At 70.4% G+C, this 21,188-nt stretch carries 21 protein-coding genes and 1 pseudogene; 14 read left to right on the top strand and 8 right to left on the bottom strand.

Annotation, left to right across the window (positions count from 1 at the left end; translation table 11 throughout):
* Positions 1 to 7: 7 nt before the first annotated feature.
* Positions 8 to 1,195: an acyltransferase family protein gene (locus tag IQ210_RS42245; RefSeq protein ID WP_194084561.1), complete on the bottom strand. Its 1,188-nt coding sequence runs from the start codon at positions 1,193 to 1,195 to the stop codon at positions 8 to 10.
* 213 nt (positions 1,196 to 1,408) lie between these two features.
* Between IQ210_RS42245 and IQ210_RS42240 the strand changes: the two genes are divergently transcribed.
* A complete protein-coding gene (locus IQ210_RS42240; RefSeq protein ID WP_194084560.1) occupies positions 1,409 to 2,917 on the top strand; it encodes a DUF4246 domain-containing protein in 1,509 nt (502 codons plus the stop codon).
* Positions 2,918 to 2,978: 61 nt separating this feature from the next.
* On the opposite strand, the gene IQ210_RS42235 is transcribed toward IQ210_RS42240, so the two are convergent.
* Complete coding sequence (locus IQ210_RS42235; protein WP_194084559.1) at positions 2,979 to 4,001, bottom strand: LLM class flavin-dependent oxidoreductase; 1,023 nt, start codon at positions 3,999 to 4,001, stop codon at positions 2,979 to 2,981.
* 76 nt (positions 4,002 to 4,077) lie between these two features.
* Positions 4,078 to 4,431, bottom strand: coding sequence for a winged helix-turn-helix transcriptional regulator (locus tag IQ210_RS42230; protein WP_194084558.1), 354 nt, complete (start codon positions 4,429 to 4,431; stop codon positions 4,078 to 4,080).
* A 97-nt stretch (positions 4,432 to 4,528) separates the two neighbouring features.
* On the opposite strand from IQ210_RS42230, the gene IQ210_RS42225 reads away from it, so the two are divergent.
* Positions 4,529 to 5,410: an NAD(P)-dependent oxidoreductase gene (locus IQ210_RS42225; protein WP_194084557.1), complete on the top strand. Its 882-nt coding sequence runs from the start codon at positions 4,529 to 4,531 to the stop codon at positions 5,408 to 5,410.
* Between the two features lie 23 nt (positions 5,411 to 5,433).
* Here IQ210_RS42225 and IQ210_RS42220 read toward each other — a convergent pair whose 3' ends face one another.
* From IQ210_RS42220 to IQ210_RS42210, 3 genes are all read right to left on the bottom strand, one after another.
* Entirely contained in the window at positions 5,434 to 7,698 is a 2,265-nt protein-coding gene (locus IQ210_RS42220) for an alpha-L-rhamnosidase (RefSeq protein ID WP_322658134.1), read from the bottom strand.
* On the bottom strand, positions 7,698 to 7,985 hold the full coding sequence (locus tag IQ210_RS42215) for a LacI family DNA-binding transcriptional regulator (RefSeq protein ID WP_256784080.1): 288 nt from the start codon (positions 7,983 to 7,985) through the stop codon (positions 7,698 to 7,700). Before IQ210_RS42215 ends, IQ210_RS42220 begins: the two co-directional genes overlap by 1 nt.
* Positions 7,986 to 8,192: 207 nt before the next feature.
* Positions 8,193 to 8,885, bottom strand: a complete 693-nt coding sequence (locus IQ210_RS42210; protein ID WP_194084556.1) for a TetR/AcrR family transcriptional regulator — start codon at positions 8,883 to 8,885, stop codon at positions 8,193 to 8,195.
* A gap of 100 nt (positions 8,886 to 8,985) precedes the next feature.
* Here IQ210_RS42210 and IQ210_RS42205 point away from each other — a divergent pair, with 100 nt between their 5' ends.
* From IQ210_RS42205 to IQ210_RS42185, 5 genes are all read left to right on the top strand, one after another.
* On the top strand, positions 8,986 to 9,924 hold the full coding sequence (locus IQ210_RS42205) for an NADP-dependent oxidoreductase (protein WP_194084555.1): 939 nt from the start codon (positions 8,986 to 8,988) through the stop codon (positions 9,922 to 9,924).
* 69 nt (positions 9,925 to 9,993) lie between these two features.
* Positions 9,994 to 10,674 carry an SDR family NAD(P)-dependent oxidoreductase gene (locus tag IQ210_RS42200; RefSeq protein ID WP_194084554.1) on the top strand — a complete coding sequence of 227 codons (681 nt, stop codon included), beginning with the start codon at positions 9,994 to 9,996 and terminating at the stop codon, positions 10,672 to 10,674.
* 77 nt (positions 10,675 to 10,751) lie between these two features.
* Positions 10,752 to 11,123, top strand: a complete 372-nt coding sequence (locus IQ210_RS42195) for a DoxX family protein (protein WP_194084553.1) — start codon at positions 10,752 to 10,754, stop codon at positions 11,121 to 11,123.
* Between the two features lie 35 nt (positions 11,124 to 11,158).
* A complete protein-coding gene (locus tag IQ210_RS42190) occupies positions 11,159 to 11,797 on the top strand; it encodes an NAD(P)-dependent oxidoreductase (protein WP_194084552.1) in 639 nt (212 codons plus the stop codon).
* A gap of 15 nt (positions 11,798 to 11,812) precedes the next feature.
* On the top strand, positions 11,813 to 11,968 hold the full coding sequence (locus IQ210_RS42185) for a hypothetical protein (RefSeq protein WP_194084628.1): 156 nt from the start codon (positions 11,813 to 11,815) through the stop codon (positions 11,966 to 11,968).
* Between the two features lie 118 nt (positions 11,969 to 12,086).
* On the opposite strand, the gene IQ210_RS42180 is transcribed toward IQ210_RS42185, so the two are convergent.
* Complete coding sequence (locus IQ210_RS42180; RefSeq protein WP_228049446.1) at positions 12,087 to 12,464, bottom strand: DUF805 domain-containing protein; 378 nt, start codon at positions 12,462 to 12,464, stop codon at positions 12,087 to 12,089.
* 140 nt (positions 12,465 to 12,604) lie between these two features.
* On the opposite strand from IQ210_RS42180, the gene IQ210_RS42175 reads away from it, so the two are divergent.
* The 6 genes and pseudogenes from IQ210_RS42175 (at position 12,605) to IQ210_RS48570 (ending at position 19,371) form a co-directional block, all read left to right on the top strand.
* Complete coding sequence (locus tag IQ210_RS42175) at positions 12,605 to 13,522, top strand: aldo/keto reductase (protein ID WP_194084551.1); 918 nt, start codon at positions 12,605 to 12,607, stop codon at positions 13,520 to 13,522.
* A gap of 45 nt (positions 13,523 to 13,567) precedes the next feature.
* Positions 13,568 to 14,281, top strand: a complete 714-nt coding sequence (locus IQ210_RS42170; protein WP_194084550.1) for a TetR/AcrR family transcriptional regulator — start codon at positions 13,568 to 13,570, stop codon at positions 14,279 to 14,281.
* A 120-nt stretch (positions 14,282 to 14,401) separates the two neighbouring features.
* Positions 14,402 to 16,102: an amidohydrolase gene (locus tag IQ210_RS42165; protein WP_194084549.1), complete on the top strand. Its 1,701-nt coding sequence runs from the start codon at positions 14,402 to 14,404 to the stop codon at positions 16,100 to 16,102.
* Positions 16,083 to 16,865 carry a helix-turn-helix transcriptional regulator gene (locus tag IQ210_RS42160; RefSeq protein ID WP_228049445.1) on the top strand — a complete coding sequence of 261 codons (783 nt, stop codon included), beginning with the start codon at positions 16,083 to 16,085 and terminating at the stop codon, positions 16,863 to 16,865. Before IQ210_RS42165 ends, IQ210_RS42160 begins: the two co-directional genes overlap by 20 nt.
* 202 nt (positions 16,866 to 17,067) lie before the next feature.
* A pseudogene (locus IQ210_RS48575) lies at positions 17,068 to 18,552 on the top strand (MFS transporter); the annotation flags it as partial.
* Positions 18,553 to 18,582: 30 nt separating this feature from the next.
* Complete coding sequence (locus tag IQ210_RS48570) at positions 18,583 to 19,371, top strand: MSCRAMM family protein (protein ID WP_407699746.1); 789 nt, start codon at positions 18,583 to 18,585, stop codon at positions 19,369 to 19,371.
* A 121-nt stretch (positions 19,372 to 19,492) separates the two neighbouring features.
* Here IQ210_RS48570 and IQ210_RS42150 read toward each other — a convergent pair whose 3' ends face one another.
* On the bottom strand, positions 19,493 to 20,329 hold the full coding sequence (locus IQ210_RS42150) for a YceI family protein (RefSeq protein WP_194084548.1): 837 nt from the start codon (positions 20,327 to 20,329) through the stop codon (positions 19,493 to 19,495).
* A 202-nt stretch (positions 20,330 to 20,531) separates the two neighbouring features.
* On the opposite strand from IQ210_RS42150, the gene IQ210_RS42145 reads away from it, so the two are divergent.
* Entirely contained in the window at positions 20,532 to 21,098 is a 567-nt protein-coding gene (locus IQ210_RS42145; RefSeq protein ID WP_194084547.1) for a TetR/AcrR family transcriptional regulator, read from the top strand.
* Positions 21,099 to 21,188 lie beyond the last annotated feature (90 nt).

The raw sequence follows: 21,188 nt of genomic DNA, 5'->3' as shown, positions 1-21,188 counted from the left end.
GCCGCCGTCAGGTCCGGTGCCGCCGCGCGCGGCGCAGGAAGGGACGCTCGACGAGGTAGTACGACAGCAGGGCCATCGCCAAGGTCAGCACCACCGTGCCCGTCAGCAGGCCGACCTCGACGTCGAGGGAGGCCAGCAGCCGCACGACGGGGTAGTGCCACAGGTAGATGCCGTAACTGAGATTCCGGCCGGTCCAGGCGAGCGGCGCGAACCCCAGCAGCCGGGACGGCAGTCCGTCGGGCCGCAGTTCCAGCCCTGCGACCAGGGTGGCGGACAGCGCGGCCACGGCGAGAATCCCGCCCGTGTACCAGAGGGCGGTCCAGATGCCGGCGTTCCCGGTCACCGGCACCTTCCAGGCCACGAGCGCGAGCAGGGCGAGGGCGGGGAGGGCCAGCCGCCCGGCCCAGACACGCAGCAGGCGCAGCCGAGGGTCGTCCTGGCGCAACCGTGCCAGGACCACGGCTACCAGGGCTCCGGCCAGCAGTTCGTCGGCGCGGGTGTCGGTGCCGTTGTAGATGCGGTGGACGGCGTCCGGATGCCACAGGACGCAGCGCCACAGGAAGGGCAGCACGCACAAGGCGGCGGTGCACAGGAGGACCGTACGCGCCCGCAGGCGGCGCACCAGGCCCAGCAGCAGAAGCGGCCACAGCAGATAGAACTGCTCCTCCACGCCCAGCGACCAGGTGTGGGCGAGCGGGCCTCCGTACGACCCGGAATCCGCGGCCCTGAAGACGTTCGTCAGGAAGGTCGCCGCGAGGCCCACCGCCTGCCAGGAGCCGTCGAAGCTCCACAGCGAGGTCGTCGTCGCCAGCACCAGACACACCGCGCAGAGCGCCAGCAGGGCCGGGACCAGACGCAGCCAGCGGCGCCGGTAGAAGGGGAGCAGGGCGAGGGTGCCGGTGCGGGAGTACTCGGCGAGCAGCTGGCGGGTGATGACGAAGCCGCTGATGGTGAAGAAGACGTCGACGGCGATCGAGCCGCCCGGGACCAGTGTGTGGTCGACGTGGTAGACGAGGACCAGGGCGACCGCGAGGGTGCGCAGGCCGTCCAGCGCGTCGACCCTGCTGTTGTGCAGGGTCGCGGAAGGGAACCCCCGGCGTGCACCTGATGCCGCCGGGGCCGTGCGTCTCCGGCCCGTGACCGCCGTACTTCTCTCGCTTGCTGCTACGGCTGTCGAGTCCGGTGTACTGGCCATGAACGAGATCGCTTCTCACCTGCCGACTGTTTTCCGGGTAACCCGGTTCACCTGTCCGCAAAGCACGATCACATTCCTGTCTGTCACCCAGCTGTACGAATCCGAGGGCGAGCCGATGAGACGGCTGTCAGGCGGGACGAGTACGACCCGGTGGTGTCAGTGGCCTCCCGTATCGTTCCGGCCACCACTCACCTACCGGGAAGAATCAGAGAGTTGACTGACCTGTCCGCGTTTCCGTTGCCCTTCCAAGCCTCCCGTTCCATAGGGTTCGCGACTCCCCGGACACTGCGGGAGCTCCAGATGATGGAGTGCAGTGCACAGATCCGGGCGAAGCCGCGATGGTTCGACAAGATGAACGACGCCGACATCGTCGCCAGGTGGACGCGGGAAGCGATCGACCAGGGCCTCACCGAGGCGCAGGTCGACTACGTGCTGTCCGAACTGCGGCACTACGCCGCCCTGCGCGACGCGCGCACCGGCATCGAGGTGTCCGCCGTCGACGGAGTGTGGCAGTCGGACACCCTCGTCGAGGATGAGCTCGGAGTGCGGCTGCGTGAGGCGGTGCGGGCTCTGGAGGAGGTCCCCGAAGGGGAACAGGACTGGCATCCCGGGTCCGACGGCCTCGTACTGGATCTGGTCCACCCCTCGCTGTTCTGCCTGGTGAGAGGCGTGAGCGGCGAACCGGAGCGGGCTTGGCACAATCCGACGGACCGCTACTCGAAGTACGAGTTCTCGGAGAAGTTCCAGTGGCTGCCGACGGACGTGGACGTCAGCGAGGACGGCGCCGTCGCCTTCCGGTCCTACGTCAACAACGTCCACCCCGAGACGCATCGCGAACTGCTCGCCGTGCTGCCGGACTTGTGCGCCCGCTTCCGCCCGCTCTGGGAGAACGTGCTGACCGACCTGCGCCATCCGCGACCGCTGCGGATCACGGCCGATCCGTACGGGTGGTACGACTCGGAGCCGGAGTACCCGGACGAGTCCTCCTACGGCGATGAAGAGGCGTACGCCGAAGCCGTCGAGGCATGGGAAGAAGCGCACGACACCTGGTGGGAGAACCGCCGTCCGGTCGTCCCGGACGCCCCCGCCTTCACGCCGCCCCAGATGCCCGACGCGTCGGCCCGCATCGACCTGCGCGGCCGCTCTCTCCAGGTCATCGTCAAGGTCGCCGCCATTCACCTCACCCCCGACCGGCCCGAGTACCCCGGCGGCTCCTGGCATGTCGAGGGGATGCTGAACGAGCGGATCGTCTCGACCGGCATCTACTACTGGGACAACGAGAACATCACCGACAGCCACCTGAGTTTCCGGGCGGCACTCGACGACCCGAGCTACGAGCAGAACGACGACAACGGTGTGCGCGAGGTCTACGGCCTGGAGGACGAGGACGCCCTGAACCAGGTTCTGGGCTCGGCGTCCACGCCCGCGGGGCGCTGCCTGGCCTTCCCGAACGTCCTGCAGCACCGCGTCGGTTCGTTCCGTCTCGCGGACCCGACCCGCCCGGGACATCGCAAGATCCTCGTGTTCTTCCTGGTGGACCCGTCGCAGAGGATCGTCTCGACCTCCGATGTGCCTCCGCAGCAGCCGTGGTCCGACTCCTCGACCATGACGCTGGAGCAGGCCAAGGAGTACCGCGACCAGCTCATGCAGGAACGCAAGTTCTTCGTCGACGAGCACAACGAGCAGCTCTACGAACGGGAGTTCTCCCTCTGCGAACACTGAGCCGCAGAGCGGCCCCTGCGCGCGCGGGTGCGCAGGGGCCGCGGGGAGGGGTGGGTGGTGCTCAGCGCCAGCCCAGTGCCGGGGCCACGTGGGTCAGGATGCTCTCGATCACGTGGGCGTTGTAGGCGACTCCGAGCTGGTTCGGCACGGTGAGGAGCAGGGTGTCGGCGGCGGCGACCGCTTCGTCCTGGGCGAGCTGCTTGACCAGGACGTCGGGTTCGGCGGTGTAGGAACGGCCGAAGATCGCGCGGGTGTTGGCGTCGATGTAGCCGATCTGGTCCTTGGAGTTGCCCTCACGGCCGAAGTAGGCGCGGTCACGGTCGTCGACCAGGGCGAAGATGCTGCGGCTGACCGACACCCGCGGCTCACGGGTGTGCCCCGCCTCCCGCCAGGCCTCGCGGTAGACCTCGATCTGCTTGCGCTGCTGGACGTGCAGCGGTTCGCCGCTCTCGTCGTCCTTGAGGGTCGAGCTCTGCAGGTTCATCCCGAGGCCGGCCGCCCATGCCGCGGTGGCGTTCGAGCTGGACCCCCACCAGATACGGTCCCTCAGGCCTTCGGAGTGCGGTTCGACGCGCAGCAGCCCCGGCGGGTTGGAGAACATCGGGTTCGGGTTGGGCTCGGCGAATCCCTCGCCCCTCAGCACGTCGAGGAGCCGCTCCGTGTGAGCGCGTGCCATGTCGGCGTCGGTGGCTCCCTCGGACGGCAGATGCCCGAAGTGCCGCCAGCCGTCGATGACCTGCTCCGGGGAGCCCCGGCTGATGCCGAGCTGCAGTCGGCCGCCCGAGATCAGGTCCGCGGCGCCCGCGTCCTCGGCCATGTACAGCGGGTTCTCGTAGCGCATGTCGATCACGCCGGTGCCGATCTCGATGCGGCTGGTACGCGCGCCGATGGCGGCGAGCAGCGGGAACGGCGAGGCGTACTGCCGCGCGAAGTGATGGACACGGAAGTACGCGCCGTCGGCACCCAGCTCCTCCGCGGCCACCGCGAGGTCGATCGCCTGGAGGAGGGCGTCCGAGGCGGAGCGCGTCTGAGAGTGCGGCGATGGTGTCCAGTGTCCGAAGGACAGGAACCCGATCTTTTTCATACCACTTTCAACAATCAAGGTCGGAGTTCATTCCCGACCGGAATCTGCGGCGCCCATGCGGCTGTGACCGGCGCTTTCACCGAAGATCCTGGCCCGACGTCGACCGATCACGTCCCCATGCGGCCAGCGGCCTGAGCGCCTCGTTGAGGCGTGTGCCCTCCTCGGTCAGCGAGTACTCGACCCGGGGCGGCACCTCGTCGTAGGCGACACGGCGTACGACACCGTCCGCTTCCATCTCGCGCAGGTGAGAGGCCAGCACCTTCTCGGTGATCCCGGGGACCAGTCGGCGCAGTTCGCCGAAGCGTCGGTAGGGGTGCTCGTGGAGCGCCCAGAGGATCAGCACCTTCCACTTGCCGCCGATCACTTCCATCGCGGTGTCGATCCCGCAGACGTGCCCCTGTGCTGCGCCCGGCCGGTTCAGCGTCGTCATGCCCCCACCCTTCCGAGGTGCTCACTCACCCCGGGGTAACCACCCACTACCAAGTGCGTACTTGATCACCTCCGGGCCTGCGACCAGCCTAATCCGCATGACACAGAACACCGTTGAGAAGACCCCCGTCACCCTGCTGGGCCTCGGCGCGATGGGCACCGCCCTCGCTCGGGCGTGGCTGGCCGCCGGCCACCCGCTGACCGTCTGGAACCGCAGTCCGGCCCGCGCCGCGGCGCTCGCCGCCGAGGGCGCGAACGTCGCGGACAGCGCGGCTGAGGCGGTCGCGGTCAACCCCCTCGTCGTCGTATGTCTACTGGACGACGCCTCGGTCGGCGAGGCGCTGACCGGCATCGACCTGACCGGCAGGGACCTGGTCAACCTGACCACGAGCACACCCGCCCAGGCCCGCGCCCGCGCCGAGTGGGCTCGCGCGCACGGCGCCCGCTACCTGGACGGCGGAATCATGGCGGTCCCGCCGATGATCGGCGTCCCGGAAGCCGGAGGCTACGTCTTCTACAGCGGTTCGCAGGAGGTGTTCGAGGGACACCGGGAGACCTTGGGCGTCCCGGCCGGAACCACCTACGTCGGCCAGGACGCGGGCTTCGCCGCTCTGCACGACGTGGCACTGCTCAGCGCCATGTACGGGATGTTCGCCGGGGCCGCGCACGCCTTCGCGCTGATCCGCAAGGAGGACATCGACCCCGCCTCGCTCGCCCCCCTGCTCGCCGACTGGCTGGTCGCGATGGCCCCGGCGGTTCATCAGACCGCCGACCAGTTGCGGAGCGGCGACTACACCAAGGGAGTCGTGTCCAACCTCGCCATGCAGGTGGCCGGCACGCCGACCTTCCTGAGCACCGCCGAACAGCAGGGCGTCAGCCCGGAACTGCTCACCCCCTACTTCGAGTTGATGCGCCGCCGCCTCGCCGAAGGCAGCGGAGAGGAGGACCTGACCGGCGTGATCGACCTGCTGCTGCGCTAGGCCGTGCGGCTGGAGCGGGGAGCTCACGGTCGCCCGCACCAACCGTCGTGGGGCGGCAGTTCGGCCAGGGCCCGTTCCACCGCCGTGAGGACCGGCAGGGGTGCCTTGTCCAGGGGTTCGCGCAGTTCTCGGCCGCGCCACCATCGCGTCGTACGGCGAAACGTGTCCGCGCGCACCTCGTCGATCCCGCGTATGGCGTCCAGGACGGCCTGGTACGCCGTCCGGTCGTCGATGACGGTGTCCAGGCCGCTGCCGAGACTCAGTGGGCCGCGCGGTGACGTCGGCCGGGAATGGTGCTCGACCCAGGTGTGGGCGCCGCTGCCCACGACGTGGCGGGCTCCGGAAGGCAGCTCGACGACGGCGAGCGTGTTCGGAGGGATCCGGGCGTGGAAGGTGACGTCATCGCCGTCGCGGCGCCACCCGGCTTCGGCGCGTCCGTACGGCGTCTCGTGCCACACCGAGGCGTCGTCCAGGTCGTCGAGCAGCGTCGGCGCGATGCGGATGACCCGGTACGCCGGTTCCAGCGGGGCCAGTCCGGCGACGCCGCGGTGCAGCCAGTCGGCCACGCCGCCCAGCGCGTAGTGGTTGAAGGACGTCATCTGGCCGGGGTTGATCGAGCCGTCCTCCAGCATGGAGTCCCAGCGTTCCCACACCGTGGTCGCGCCCATGGTGACGGGATACAGCCAGGAGGGGCATTCCGTCTGCGTCAGCAGCCGTGAGGCGGCCGCGGCGTGGCCGGTCGCTGTCAGCGCCTCGCAGACGATCGGGGTGCCGACGAAGCCGGTCGCGATGCGATAGCCGGCGGCGCGGACCAGGTCGCGCAGGCGATCGCCCAGGGCCTGCCGGCGCTCGTCGCGGACGAGGTCGAAGACGATGGCGAGCGCGTACGCGGTGGGGGAGTCGGACATCATGCGCCCGTGCGGCGTGACGTAGGCGCCGCGGAAGGCCTCGGCGATCCGCTCCGCCAGCTCCGAGAAGCGACGGGCGTCACCTTCCAGGCCGAGGAGAGCGGCTGTCTGCGCGGTGAGGTGCGCCGAGCGGTGGAAGTACGCGGTGGCCACGATGCCCGCGTCGGTCTTGGCCTCCCCGGGCCGCTCGGGCGGCGCGTCGGGATCGAGCCAGTCGCCGAACTGCAGTCCTTCCTCCCACAGCAGCGAACTGCCGGCCCGCTCGCGCACCACCTCGACCCAGGCCGCCATGGCCGCGTAGCAGTCCTTGAGCGTGGCGTGGTCGGCGTAGCGTTCCCACAGCACGGACGGTACGACGGTGACGGCGTCGCCCCAGGCGGCAACGGGCTTGAGAAGTCCGGGTACTTGGGGGATCACGGCCGGGACGACCATCGGCACCACCCCGTCCGCGGCACGCTGCTCCAGCCTGACGTCCTCCAGCCAGGAGCGCAGGAAGGCGTCGCAGTCGTAGAGGAAGGCGGCGGTGGGGGCGAAGACCTGGATGTCGCCGGTCCAGCCGAGGCGTTCGTCGCGCTGCGGGCAGTCGGTGGGCAGGGAGAGGAAGTTGCCGCGCATGCCCCACACGACGTTGTCGTGGAAGCGCTGCAACAGCGGGTGGGAGGTGGTGAAGTCGCCGGTGCGGGCCATGTCGGTGTGCAGCACGGCCGCCGTGACGTCGGCGGGGTCGAACTCGCCCGGCCAGTCGTCGACTTCGACGTAGCGGAAACCGTGGAAGGTCCACTTCGCTTCCCAGACCTCCTCGCCGTCGCCGCTGAGGGTGTAGCGGTCGGTCGCCGCGGCGTTGCGCAGGGGGCGGGTGCCGAGTTCGCCGTGTTCGAGGACTTCGGCGTGGCGCAGGGTGATGGTGTGTCCGGCCTCGCCGGTGACCCGGATGCGGACCCGGCCGACGAGGTTCTGGCCGAAGTCGAGGAGGGTCCTGCCGCTCGGTGAGGTCAGGACGTGTGCGACGGAGCGGTGCTCGATCACGCGTACGGGGGGTGCTGAGCGCGGGGTCGGCGTGACGTCGGGGACGCGGGGGAGTCGTACGGGGTTCCAGTGCGCGTCGTCGAAGGCGGGGCGGGCCCAGTCGGGTACGGCCAGGCGGGCGTCGTAGGTCTCGCCCTGGTACAGGCCGGCGGACACGACGGGGCCGGGTGCCCAGCGCCACCGTTCGTCGGTGGTCACCGTGTCGACGGTGCCGTCCTCGTACTCCAGGGTGAGTTGCGCGGCGGCCGTCGGCGGTCCTTCGTAGAAGCGTTCGGCGGCGTCGCGGAAGCCGTAGCGCTCGGTGTACCAGCCGCCGGTCAGGGTGATGCCGAGCGCGTTGCGGCCGGGGCGGATCAGGTGGGTGACGTCGGCGATGTCGAGCTGGACGCGCCATTGGTAGCTGCTCCAGCCGGGCCCGCGATCTCCGGGGTCGTCGCACTGGCCAGCTCGAACGCGAGGTAGCCGATCACCGGGCTGACCCCGGTGCGCAGGATGCGGGCCGCGTCGTTGGGCACGAATCCCAGGGCGTCCACCGCCTGCCGGATCCGCTCCCGGGTGGCCTCGGAGAGCTTGTGGGGCTTGTGGAAGTAGTTCGACACGGACGACTGGGAGACCCGGGCGAGCTCGGCGACATCCCTGATGGTGACCTTGTTCAGGAGCCCTCCCGGACACGTGCCTCACGCCGCGGCTCAGCGGCGTGACCATGCTAGTCCCGACGGACTCGGCGGCGGGAACGGCTTTCGTCCGTCACGACAGGGGCGTTGGGGCGGGGCCTCGCCGGAGGTCGGGTGGGCCGACCCCGGGTCGGCTGCGGTGACAGGCATACGGTCCCGCGGGCGTACGTCGGCCTAGGCGGAGCCGTGCCCGGTGCGGGCGAGACGGACCATGGCGCGGTAGAGGGCCGCAGGCGCCGGGGCATCGGGCACCGGGGGGATCGGTGCGCCGGGTGCGGCGTAGGAGCGGATCATGTGGCCGACGAGGCGGCGCCAGGCGTCGGGGGCGGAGTCGTCGGCGGCGGCGATGACGCCGGCGTTGGCCATCTGCAGGATGACCAGGTCCTCCGGGACGAAGTCCGCGCGCAGGTGCCCGCTGCTGCGAGCCCGGGCGATGAGTTCGAGGAATCCGTTGTACGACTCGGTACGGCGGGCCTCCAGCGCCTTGGCGGCCGGGAACGACATGGTCAGGACGTCGGCGAAGCCGCGGTCGGCGGCCTGCATGGCGCAGACGGCGTGGATGTAACCGGTGAAGCCGTGCCAGGGGTCGGGGTCGGCGAGCGCCTCGGCGACGGCGGCGGCGTAGGCGTCCATGCGGTCGGCGAAGACCGCGTTGATGAGCTCCTCCCGGGTGGCGAAGCGTCGGCTGAGCGTGGCTTTTCCGACGCCCGCCTCGCGGGCGACCGAGGCCATGGACACGCCGAGCCCTTCCCTGGCGAAGAGGCGGCGGGCGGCGGCCAGGATGAGGTCGCGGTTGCGCTCGGCGTCGGCCCGCAGTCTCGCCTCGGGCTCCTGGCCCGGGCTCCGGTCGGAAGGTGTTGAGGTCATGCCCCCATCCTAGCCAAGTGGAACAGGCGGCCCACTTCTGCTGTTACGCTCGGAAGCAGCGGAACCGGGAAGGCCGGTCCACTTATGGAGAGGTGCTGTCATGCGTGCTGTCACTCTGGACGCGGTTCCGGCCGCCCCAGCCGTGAGCGAGGTGGAACCGCCCCGCCCCGAGGCCGGAGAACTGCTGGTGAAGGTTGCCGCCTCCTCGGTGAACGGCTTCGATCTCGCCGTCGCCGCGGGCTACCTGAACGGCATGATGGAGCACCGCTTCCCGCTGGTGCTCGGCAAGGACTTCGCGGGAACCGTCGAGGCGCTCGGCGCGGACGTGGCGGGCTTCGACGTCGGTGACGCGGTCTTCGGGGTCGTGATGAAGCCGTTCCTGGGCACCGGGTCGCTGGCCGAGTACGTCACCGTCTCCGCCGGATACGGCGTCGCCAAGCTCCCGGCGGGCCTGGCGGAGGCGGACGCGGGCGCGCTCGGCGTCGCCGGGACGACGGCCTCGGACAGCCTGAACGCAGTGGCCCTGGCCGAGGGCGAGACGGTGCTGATCTCCGGAGCCGGCGGCGGCGTCGGATCGCTGGCCGTACAGCTCGCCGCCGCCCGCGGGGCAAGGGTGATCGCGACCGCTCGCCCCGGCACCCAGACCGACTTCGTCACCGGCCTGACCCACACCGCGGTCCACGTGGTCGACTTCACCGGCGACCTGGAGGCCCAGGTCCGCGCCGTCGCGCCGGACGGCGTGGACGCGGTGCTGCACCTGGCGGGCGACGGCGCCCAGCTCGCCGGCCTGCTGCGGCCGGGCGGCCGGATCGCCTCACCCGCGGGCCTGACCCCGGACGCCGTCAAGGACGAGTCCGTCACCGTCCACCCGATCATGGCCGACCCGAACGCGGCGACCCTGACCACCCTGGCCGAACAGGTCGTCTCCGGGGCGCTGCGCGTACCCGTCACCGCGACCTACGCCCTGGAGCAGGCCGCGGACGCGTTCACCGCCTTCGGCTCCGGCACCCCCGGCAAGGTCGTCGTCACCCTCTCCTGAAGCCCACCCCCGGCAAGGTCGCCGTCACCCTCTCCTGAAGCCCACCCCCGTCACGGAAAAGAGTCCCGCATGCCCACCATCGCCATCATCGGTGCAGGCCCCGGCATGGGCCTGGCCATCGCCCGCACCTTCGGCAGCCGCGGCTACGACGTCGCCCTGATCGCCCGCACCAAGGAGAAGCTCCAGAGCCTCGTCGACCAGCTCGCCGAGGAGGGCATCACGGCCGAGGCGTTCCCCGCCGACGTCCTCGACCGGCCCTCCCTGACCGCCGCTCTGGACGCCGTGCGGGCCCGCTTCGGCGCCATCGACGTACTGGAGTACTCACCGGCCGCGCACTCCCCGGTCCCCGGTCATTCCCTGGCCACCCCGTCGGAGTCCACCGTGGACAACCTGCAACCGCAGATCGAGTACTACCTCTACGGCGCCCTCACCGCCGCGCAGGCGGTCCTGCCCGCGATGCGGGAGGCCGGCGCCGGGACCCTGCTGTTCACCACCGGCGGCGGTTCCGTCGACCCGGTGCCGATGCTCGGCAACGTCAACGCCGCCTCAGCAGCCCTGCGCAACTGGGTGCTCAACCTGGACAAGGAGCTGGCCGGCAGCGGCGTGCACGCCGCGCACGTGGCGATCGGCGTCTGGATCGGCGGGGGCGGCCCGGAAGGCTTCCCGACCGCGGAGGCCGAGGACATCGCCCCCCTGTACTGGCAGCTTCACGAAGACCGCGCCCGCTCCGAGGCCGTCTTCACCGCCTGATCGAGCCACCCACTCCGCTCACGGGGAGGCGCGTCCGCTGCCTCCCCGCCCGTCCCCCTCTGCCAAGGAACCCGTGCATGAACGTCTTCTTGTGGATAGTCCAGGCCGTGCTGGCCGCCATGTTCGCCATGGCCGGCGTCATGAAGTCCACCCAGCCGAAGGAGAAGCTCGTCGGCCGGCTGCCCTGGACGGCCGACTTCTCGCAGAACACCGTCCGCCTCATCGGCATCGTCGAGTTCGCGGCGGCGCTCGGCCTGATCCTGCCGGCGGCCACCGACATCGCCCCCGTGCTGACCCCGCTGGCCGCAACCGGTCTGGGCGTGGTGATGGTGCTGGCCGCGCTCACCCACGCCCGCCGCAAGGAACCGAGCGCGATCGCCTTCAACGCCGTCCTGCTCGCCCTGGCCGCCCTGGTGGCCTGGGGCCGATTCGGCCCGTACAGCTTCTGATCCCCAACTGCCCCTCATCGCAAGGAACCCCTCTCATGCGCGTCACCGTCCTCGGTGCGAGTGGCGCCATCGGGCGCCTCGTTGTCCAACAGCTCCTCGACTACGGCCACGAGGTCACGGCCCTGGTCCGCAGCCCCGCCAAACTCGCCCTCACGCACACCCATCTCACGGTCGTCACCGGGCAGTTGTCGGACCGCGATGCCGTCGAGCGAGCCGTGAGCGGCACCGACGCGGTGATCAGCGCGCTCGGCCCGTCGATGAAACGGTCCACGACCGGCCGCGAGGTGACCGACGGAACCCGCGCTGTCGTGAAGGCCATGGAGACGGAGCAGGTCACCCGCTTCATCGGCCTCGCCACGCCCTCGCTTGCGGACCCCCAGGACCGACCGCACTGGAAGCACAAGGTGCTACCCGTCATGGCGGGGCTGATGTTCCCCAACGCGCTGGCAGAACTGAAGGGCATGACCGCGGCCGTCACCGACTCGGACCTCGACTACACCATCGCCCGCATCACCGTCCCCACGAACAAGCCCGCCACCGGACGCATCCGCTCGGGCTTCCTCGGCCACGACAGGATCGGCTCCGCCATGAGCCGCGCCGACATCGCCGCGTTCCTGGTCTCCCAGCTCACCGACGCCCGCTACCGGCGGGCCATGCCCGCGATCAGCAACTGAAGCCAGGAATCCGCGATGACCTTCGAACTCGGCGTCTACTCCTTCGGCGTGGGCGAGCACCACATGCGGGCGATGCCCCTGCCCTCGCCCACCTCCGTGGTCAACGCCGCCGCGGCCACCACCCAGCGCTACGTCAGAGGCTTCGGCGCCCGACCGGGCATCGCACGTTGAAGGGGCGCCAGCGGGCGCCGCGGTCCGTGGTGCCGGTGAACCCATGGACGGTCGCAAGGCTTCCGCCGTCCTCATGTCCTCGCTGAACCCGTCGGCGCCTCCGGTAGTGAGCGCCGGCTCAGCCGACGAGGTGGCCGACAGCCTTGGGGGAGGGGCCGTACTCGTTGGTGGTCGGGACGCTGTCCGCGGTCATGCCCACGAGGTACATGACCGGGCCGGCTATGGGGATCAGCGCGATGAGCATCCTCCGGCCTGACTTGCCGGTGTCGTGCAAGCGGCGTACGGAGACGCTCAGCATGGGCACGATGAACGGCAGGAGGAGGACGCCCAGCAGCGGGGTCTCCGTCACGAAGATGATTCCGGCGACGGCGCCGGTGGCGATGACGTAGACCAGTGAGAACCACCAGTACTCCGCGCGTCGTGCGCGACCGGAGAACGTGGCGTATTTGGCCGTGAGGCACACGCGTGCCGCGTCGGCGAACGACATGCGGGTCATGTCAAGCCTTTCGTCGGAAGGATGGAGTGGCCTATCCGTTCTTGATTCGGATAGGCCATTCCGGTTCACTCTTCACGCTACCACGGAAAATGGATAGGGTTATCTGCTTAGAGTGCAACGGGTGCGGAAGGAAGCGTGTGATGGACCGAGCGGGACGATCGGACGGTCAAGTCCAGTCGGCGGTACGGGAAGTGGCGGGGCGTCGAGTCTGGCCGGTCGCCCTCGGCGGAGCCGCGCTGTCGCTTCGGCCGGACCTCAGCCGGGAGACGGCGGCCGCGACGATCAACGCGGCGATCGACGGCGGAGTGAACCTCATCGACACCGCTCGCGCCTACACGACCGCCGATGAGGAGGCGCACAACGAGCGGCTCATCGGCGATGTGCTCGCCGCCCGCCAGGACGGGAGCTCCGTGATGGTGGCGACCAAGGGAGGTCATTTCCGAGCCGGGTCGGCGGAATGGAGGAACGACGCCCGTCCTGCCGCGCTGAGAGCGGACGTCGAGAGGAGCCTGCGGGCACTGAGGCGGGAGACGGTCGATCTGTACTTCCTGCACTGGCCCGACGCGGAGGTGCCCTTCGCCGAAAGCGTCGGCGCCCTCGGTGAGTTGCGCGCGGAAGGAAAGCTCCGAGCCGTCGGTGTATCCAACGTCGACCTGTCCCTCCTCGCCGCCGCGCGCACGGTCACCGCGATCGACGCCGTACAGAATCCGTACTCCGCATGCGACGGCGGCGATGACGAACTCCTTCGTGAATGCGAGCGCCACGGCATTCCGTTCATGGCGTACTCGCCGCTGCGGGGCTGGGACGCGGCCACGGCCTCACCTCGCCTCCTGGCCCTCGCGGCCGACCGCGGCGTCTCGCCGCAGCGACTGCTCCTCGCGTGGCTGCTGCATCGTTCCCCCGTCCTCCTGCCGATCAGTGGCGCCGGACGTCCGGAGACGGCGACTGACTCGGCCGCCGCCGCCCGGCTGTCTCTCCGTCCCGACGAGGTGCGAACCCTCGACGCCGTCATCCGCGATCACCGGGAGGCGGGGGCGGCTGCTCAGGACCCGAGCTGATCACGGTAACCGGATCGTGCTTTCCGGTTTGGTAGGGTTGCGGCCATGACCTCCCGGAACCAGAACGTCCACGGCACCGGCGGCGCGACGGACTCCGCAGGCCAGCCCATGCGCAGCGACGCCGAGCGCAACCGCGGGCGGATCATCGCCGCCGCGCGCACTGTCTTCGGGCGCGACGGACTGCACGCGTCGATGGCCTCGGTCGCACGGGAGGCAGGGGTGGGGATCGCCACCATCTTCCGGCACTTCCCCGCCAAGGAGGAGCTGGTCGCCGCGGTCTTCGCGGACCGCATGGAGGCGTACGCAAAGGCCACCGCCGAGGCCTTGGCCAAACCGGACCCGTGGGACGCCTTCACGGGTTACATCGAGGAGGTCTGTGCGATGCAGGCCGCCGACCGGGGCTTCGCCGACATGATGACCATGAGCTTCCCCGGCGCCGAGGCCCTGGAAGCGCTGCGTGCCCAGGCGTACCAGGGCTTCCTCGAACTCATCGACCGCGCCAAGGACAGCGGGCACCTGCGCGAGGACTTCACCAGCCGCGATCTCGTCCTGCTCCTGATGGCCAACGTCGGCGTCCTCAGTGCCATCGGCGATTCCGCCCCGGACGCCTGGCGTCGCCTGGTGGCGTGGATGATCCAGTCCTTCCAGGCGCCGGCCCGTGGACCGCTTCCGGACCCGCCGGAGGACGCCGCGCTGTACGAGGCGATGCGCCGCGCCAGCCAGGGCATGGGCTCCTCGGAGGCCGGTAAGCGGCGCTGACGTATCGGTCGGATGACCGATGCGCGCTCACCCGGCGAAGGCGCAGAGTTTGCGCAGTTCCGGGTGTGTCCTTCGGCAGGCGACGTGCCGCAGCACCCGCGTACGCCCAGGGAGGACTTCATGTCCGGCTTCGCCGATCTGGTCTTCGTGAACGGCTCCGTGCTCACCGTCGATCCCGACTTCACGGTGGCCCACGCGCTGGCGGTCACCGACGGCGTCATCGCGGCCGTAGGGGCCCGTGCGGACGTGGAGGATCTCGTCGGGCCGGACACCAGGGTCGTCGATCTGGACGGTGGCACGCTGCTGCCCGGTATCAACGACTCCCATCTGCACGGGTGTGCTTGGGGGATCAGTTCGCCGCCGCTGGCGCTCGACCTCGGACATCCGGCCGTACGGTCCATCGCCGACGTGGCTGAGGCGGTGCGCCTGGCGGCCGAGCGGACCCCTGTGGGGCAGTGGATCACCGGTGTCGGCTGGGACCCGGGCTATCTGGCCGAGTGCGCCGCGGACCCCACGCGTCTGCCCGACCGGTACGACCTCGACGCCGTCAGCCCTGACCACCCGGTGCTGCTGCTGGACTTCTCCGGACACGCCACCTGGGTCAACTCCGCGGCCCTGGCAGTCGCCGGCGTCGATCGGGACAGCGTGGCGCCGCCCGGCGGGGTCGTCGTCACCAACCGGGGCGAGCCCACCGGCCTGTTCCAGGAGGGCGGCCAGGTGCTGGTCCAGCAGGCGCTGCCGCCGCTCACTCCGGAGGTTCGGGCCGTGGCGATCCGCTCCACCCTGGCCAAGCTGCGTGGCCTGGGCATCACCAGTTACACCGAACCGGGTCTCGGCCCCGGCGGTGACCGCATGATGGGCGGGGCGCTGTCGGGGGAGACCCTCGACGTCTACCGTCGGCTGCTGGCCGACGGCGAGCTGACGGCCCGTGTGAGCGTGCTGCTGCTGCCGAGCGGCATGTCCAGCACGGCGTCCGGCTTCGCCCGCGCCCTGGACGGGATCGACGTGCCGGACAGCGAGGACCCGCGACGGCTCAACGTGATCGGGGTCAAGATCTTCGCCGACGGCATCCCGCCGAACAGGACGGCCTGGATGCACGAGGCCTACCTCGGCGGCGGCTGCGGCGCGCTGTGCGTGGGCGGCGCCACCGACGAGGACCGGGTGGCCGAGATCGCGGAGATGGTCCGGCACGCGCACGACGCCGGACACCAGGTCGGCGTGCACGTCACCGGGGACCGGGGCATCGACACCGTCGTCGACGCCTTCGCCGCAGCGACCGCCGCGCGGCCGCGTCCCGATGCCCGGCACTACGTCATCCACGGCGACTTCCTCACCGCGCGCAGCATGAAGACGCTCGCCGAGCACGGCTTCGGCGTCAACATGAACCCCACCATCAAGTGGACCATCGCGGACCTGGAGGAGGAGTTCGTCGGTCCGGAGCGGGCCGCTTACGAGTGGCCGTACCGGGACGCCCTCGACGCCGGGGTCAGGGTGACGAGCAGCTCCGACGCACCGGTCACCTTCCCCGACTGGCGCCAGGGGATCGCCACGATGCTGCTGCGCGAGTCCAAGGCCAGTGGCCGGGTCAGCGGACCGGGGCAGCGCATCGCGCTCGCCGAGGCCGTGCGCACGTACACGATCGACGCCGCCTGGCAGGACTTCGCCGAGCAGTGGAAGGGCTCTCTCGAGGTCGGCAAGGTCGCGGACCTGTGCGTCCTGGCGGGAGATCTCCTCACCGTCGACCCGCACGCCATCCCGGACATGCCGGTTATGCTCACCGTCCTCGGTGGGGAGGTGGTGCATGACGCACGCGACGAATGACGGCGACATAGCCGGTCCCGGGTCCACCGAGGCGGTGCTGGAAGCAGCCCTGCGGGTGCGTGAGGCCGCGCGCCGCGTCGCCCGGGGGACCGGGCCCGCCCACGACGTGCTCCGCGCGCTGTCCGGGGTCGTCGACCACGACCGTGCGTCGCTGGCCCGGTGGGACCCGCGGCTGCGCCGCCACGTCGTCCTCGCCGACGACTACACGCCCGCCGCGCGGGAGCATCTGAGCGTCCGTCTCCACGAGGACCCGCTGTTCGCCCGCGTACGCAGGCCCGGCGGCGCGCTGTGGCTGCACGATGTGCCGCCCGGGCTGCGCGCCCTCTCCACCACCGTCCGCGAGGTGATCGAGCCGTCCGGTTTCGAGGACGGCCTGACCCGCTGCCTGTTCGCCCAGGACGGCCGCTACGTCGGAGTGCTGAACCTCAGCATGGAACGGCGGCGCGCCACCCGTCCGGGGAGCGCACAAGTGCTCGACCTGCTCGACGACTGCCTCGCGGCCGCCGTGGACCCGCCCGAGGGGACCGCGACCGCCGTCGAGCGCGGCGCCGCGAGCCAACCCGGCGGACTCACGTCACGCGAGCTACAGGTGCTGGCCGAACTCACCGCCGGCCGCACCAACCGCGAGATCGCCGAGCGCCTCTTCGTGACGGTACGCACCGTCGCCACGCACATCGAGCACATCCTGGCCAAGCTCGACGTCCCCAACAGGGCGGCGGCCGCCGGGCGGGCGGCGACCTGGGGTCTGGAGCCGCCGGAATGAGCGCGGCAGCCGACGTCGGTTTTTGCGAAGTATGTGCGGGAAATGTACGGGCATTTGAGCCTTGCCTGTGAGCCACCCCACACTTCGCGTGACGTCCTATCGAAACGTTTGAGTTTCGCAGCTCACCTGCCTACGTTGGCGTACGAAACGGTTTCGGATCGATAAGGTCCGAGCAGTCCCAGCACCACTAGGGAGCGTCATCGTGGAAGCCATCCCGGCCCCCGCCGTCCAGGCCGGGCCTCCCGGCCACACCCAAGCGTCGAAGCACCGTTGGTGGGCGCTGGCCGTGATCGGTCTCGCCCAGCTCATGGTCGTACTCGACGCCACCATCGTGAACATCGCGCTGCCGTCCGCCCAACAGGACCTGGGCTTCGACAACAACGGCCGGCAGTGGATCGTCACCGCCTACTCCCTGGCCTTCGGCAGTCTGCTGCTGCTCGGCGGGCGGCTGGCCGACCTCTTCGGCCGCAAGACGACCTTCATCGTCGGCATCATCGGCTTCGCCGCGGCCTCCGCGCTCGGCGGCGCGGCGAACGGCTTCACCATGCTGGTCGTCGCGCGCGCGGTGCAGGGGCTGTTCGGCGCGCTGCTCGCACCGGCCGCGCTCTCGCTGCTGACCACGACGTTCACCGAGGCCAAGGAACGCGCCAGGGCCTTCGGCATCTTCGGCGCGATCGCCGGCTCCGGCGCGGCCGTCGGCCTGGTCCTCGGCGGTCTGCTCACCGAGTACCTGGACTGGCGCTGGACGCTGTACGTCAACGACGTCATCGCGGTTCCGGCGCTGATCGGCGCGGTCGTCTTCCTCGGCCGCTCCGTCCCCACCGAACGCCCGAAGCTCGACGTCCTCGGTGTCGTCCTGGTCTCCGGCGGACTCTTCGGCGTCGTCTACGGCTTCGCCAACGCGGAGACGCACGACTGGGACAACTGGATGACCTGGGGCTTCCTCACCGCGGGAGCCGTGCTGCTGGTGGCGTTCTTCCTCTGGCAGACCCGGGCGAAGCACCCCGTGCTGCCGCTGCGCGTCCTGGCCGACCGCGACCGCGCCGCCGCCCTGTCGACCATCCTCATCTCCTCCGCCGGGATGTTCGGCGTCTTCCTCTTCCTGACCTACTACCTCCAGGGGACGCTGGGCTATTCACCGGTCAAGAACGGTGTGGCGTTCCTGCCGATGGTGGCCGCGCTGATGGTGATGGCGCAGCTGTCCACCAACTGGCTGGTGCCGAGGATCGGCCCGAAGATCGTCGTACCGATCGGCATGCTGCTGGCGGTGGGAGGCATGGTCTGGCTGACCCGCCTGGACCTGCACAGCGGTTACGCCGCGCATGTGCTGGGCCCGCTGCTGCTGCTCGGCGGTGGGCTGGGCATGTCGATGCCCGCCGCGATGAGCTACGCGACGCTCGGGGTGCAGGCCAGCGATCAGGGCGTGGCCTCGGCGGCCCTCAACACGACCCAGCAGGTGGGCGGTTCGATCAGTACGGCGCTGCTCAACACCCTCGCCGCGACGGCCGCCACGAACTACGCCAAGGACCATCTGTCCGACCCGCTGGTCAAGGCGAACGCGGCGCTGCACAGCTACGAGGTCGCCTACTGGTGGTCGGCCGGGTTCTTCGCCTTCGCCGTGGTCGTCACGGCGCTGCTGTTCCGTACGAAGCAGCGGGCCGGCACGCCCGCGGAGGACTCGGAGGCGCCAGCCGAGACCACACCCGGCGCACCCGCCGTGCCCGCGCTGGTCGACACCTTGGGCGACGGGGCCGTCATCCACGGCCAGGTGAGGAGCGGCGCCGGCGCACCCGTGGCCCACGCCGCCATCACCCTGCTGGACGGTTCGGGCCGACAGCTGGCCCGTGCCACGTCCCGTGCGGACGGTTCGTACGCGGTGAAGACCACCGAGCACGGCAGCCTCGTCCTCATCGGTTCGGCGTCCGGATACCAGCCGCAGGTGGCGACGCTGACGCTGAACGGTGCCCCCGTCTCCCACGACCTGGTGGTGCTGCCCACCCCGGGTGGCCTGGCCGGCACGGTGCGCGGCGGAGCCGGCGAGGAACTGCCCGGCGCGCTGGTGGTGCTCACCCACCAGCAGGGTGATGTGGCGGCCTCCGCCACCACCGGAATGGACGGCGACTACCGGATCGGCGACCTGATGCCCGGCGACTACACGCTCAGCGCCAGCGCGTCCGGCCATCGCCCCGCCGCGGTGCCGGTCTCCGTCTCCGCCGAGATCGTCCGCGCCGACATCCAGCTCTCCGTCGCGGCCACGTTGCGGGGCACGGTGCAGACCCATGACGGACGTGCGCTGGAGGATGCCCGGGTGACGGTGCTCGACGCCGCCGGCAACGTCATCGGTACGCGCAACACCGACGTCCACGGGAGCTACATCTTCACCGACCTCTCCAGCGAGCAGTACACCGTGATCGCCAGTGGATATCCGCCGGTGGCCACCCACGTCACGCTGAACGGCAGTCACGAGGGCGTCGACATCCAGCTGGGGCACAAGGAGACGGAGTAAGGCCGCGGTCAGGTCCGGCAGTTGACGGGGTGTCCGTCGCTGAAGGACACCCCGCATGCCTGTTGCGTCCGCCGCCCGGACATCCCGGGCGGCGGACGCTGCTGTGCCGAGCGCCGAACTGTCAGGCGGCGGGCGGAAGTTGCTCGCCCTGGACGGCCTGGATGTCGAGCTCCACGCGCAGGGTCGCGCCGACGGCCGCGATGCCCGCCTGGATGACCTGGTTGTAGTTCATGGCGAAGTCCTCGCGCCGCAGTTCGGTGCTCGCGTGGAACGACGCCCGCACTCCGCCCCACGGGTCCGGGCCGGTACCGAGGTAGGAGAGGTCGAGATCGACGGCGCGGGTCACGCCGTGCAGGCCGAGTTCGCCGTGGATGGTCCAACGCGCCTCGCCCGCCGGGGTGATGCCCGTGCTACGAAAGGTGATCTTGGGGTGCACGTCCGTGTCGAGGAAGTCGGCGGAGCGCAGATGACCGTCGCGCATCGCGTTGCCCGTGTCGATCGAGGCGGCCTCGATCACCGCCTCCACGCTCGACCACAGTGGATTGTCCGCCACCGTGATCCGCCCCCCGAACTCCTTGAACTGGCCGTGCACACTGGTCAGTCCGAGGTGCTGGGCGACCGCCCGCACCGAGGAATGCGCCGGGTCGATCGTCCACGGACCAGGCGGCGGCAGCTCCACGCCTGCGGCCCTGGCCAGCACGAGCGAGCCGAGGTCGGCACCGCCGGAGGCGGTCACGACGGCGGTGGCGGCGACGGGGGCGTAGCCGACGGCGGTGACGATCGCCGTGTACGTTCCGGGGGTCAGGGCGTCGGTGGTCACGAGGCCGTCCTGCGATGCTTCCTGACGCAGAGCCTGGCGGCCCGTCATGTCGGTGACGGTCAGCACGGCGTGCGGGACGGCCCAGCCGTCCTTGGTACGGATCCGCACCCGCAGTCCGCCCTTGCTGGTGGTGCTCATGGTCGCTGCCTTTCAGGTGCCGTTCGATATCACCCAGGTGAACGATACGGTTTCGTACGCCACGCCCGGCCGACTATACCCCGGACGAAATCCGAACGGAGCAATTCCACACGGATGGGGCATGGTTCCGGGGGGCGTGGCGATCACGTCATTGCCTTTGGTCGTGCACTAGGCGGATGAGCTATCCGGTTATCCTGTGCGTATGACCACAACACCGATGCGCAGGGACGCTGCCCGCAACTGGCAGCGCATCGTCGACGTGGGGCGGCAGCTCGTGGACGACGGAGTGCCGCTGCAGCTCAACGACGTCGCCCGCCTGGCCGGGGTGGGAGTGGCCACCGTCTACCGGCATTTCCCGAACCCGGAAGCGCTGATGGAGACCGTGGCGACGCCAGGCCTGGAAATGCTGGTCGCCCACGCCGAGCAGGCACTCACCCGGGACGATCCCTGGCAGGCATTCGTGGACTTCCTCAACGCCACGCTGGAAGTGCAGCTGACGGACCCCTCCGTCACCGTCGTGCGTTCGGCGCCGGATCGTGTCCTGCCGCGCACCACTGAGCTCACCGATGAGATGGACTCCTTGGCCGGCCGACTGCTCGAGCGCGCACACGCGGCGGGCGCCGTCCGCTCCGTCGTCAGCTGGGAGGACCTGAGGCCTCTCATGTGCGGGATCGCCACCGCGGCCCAGATCCACACCGACGACCAGGAGACCCGTCTCGAAACCGGCCGCCGTTACCTGGGCGTCATGCTTCGCGGGCTGCACACCTGAACCGGCCCGTCGCCGGAGATTTCCGAACCTGGGTCCAGCTGGGCCACCTTCGCGCCTCACCCCACCACACCCTCTGATACTGGAGAAACG

The organism is Streptomyces justiciae (genome assembly GCF_015163075.1).
Taxonomy (GTDB): Bacteria; Actinomycetota; Actinomycetes; order Streptomycetales; family Streptomycetaceae; genus Streptomyces; species Streptomyces justiciae.
This window is presented reverse-complemented; position numbering and strand designations above follow the sequence as displayed.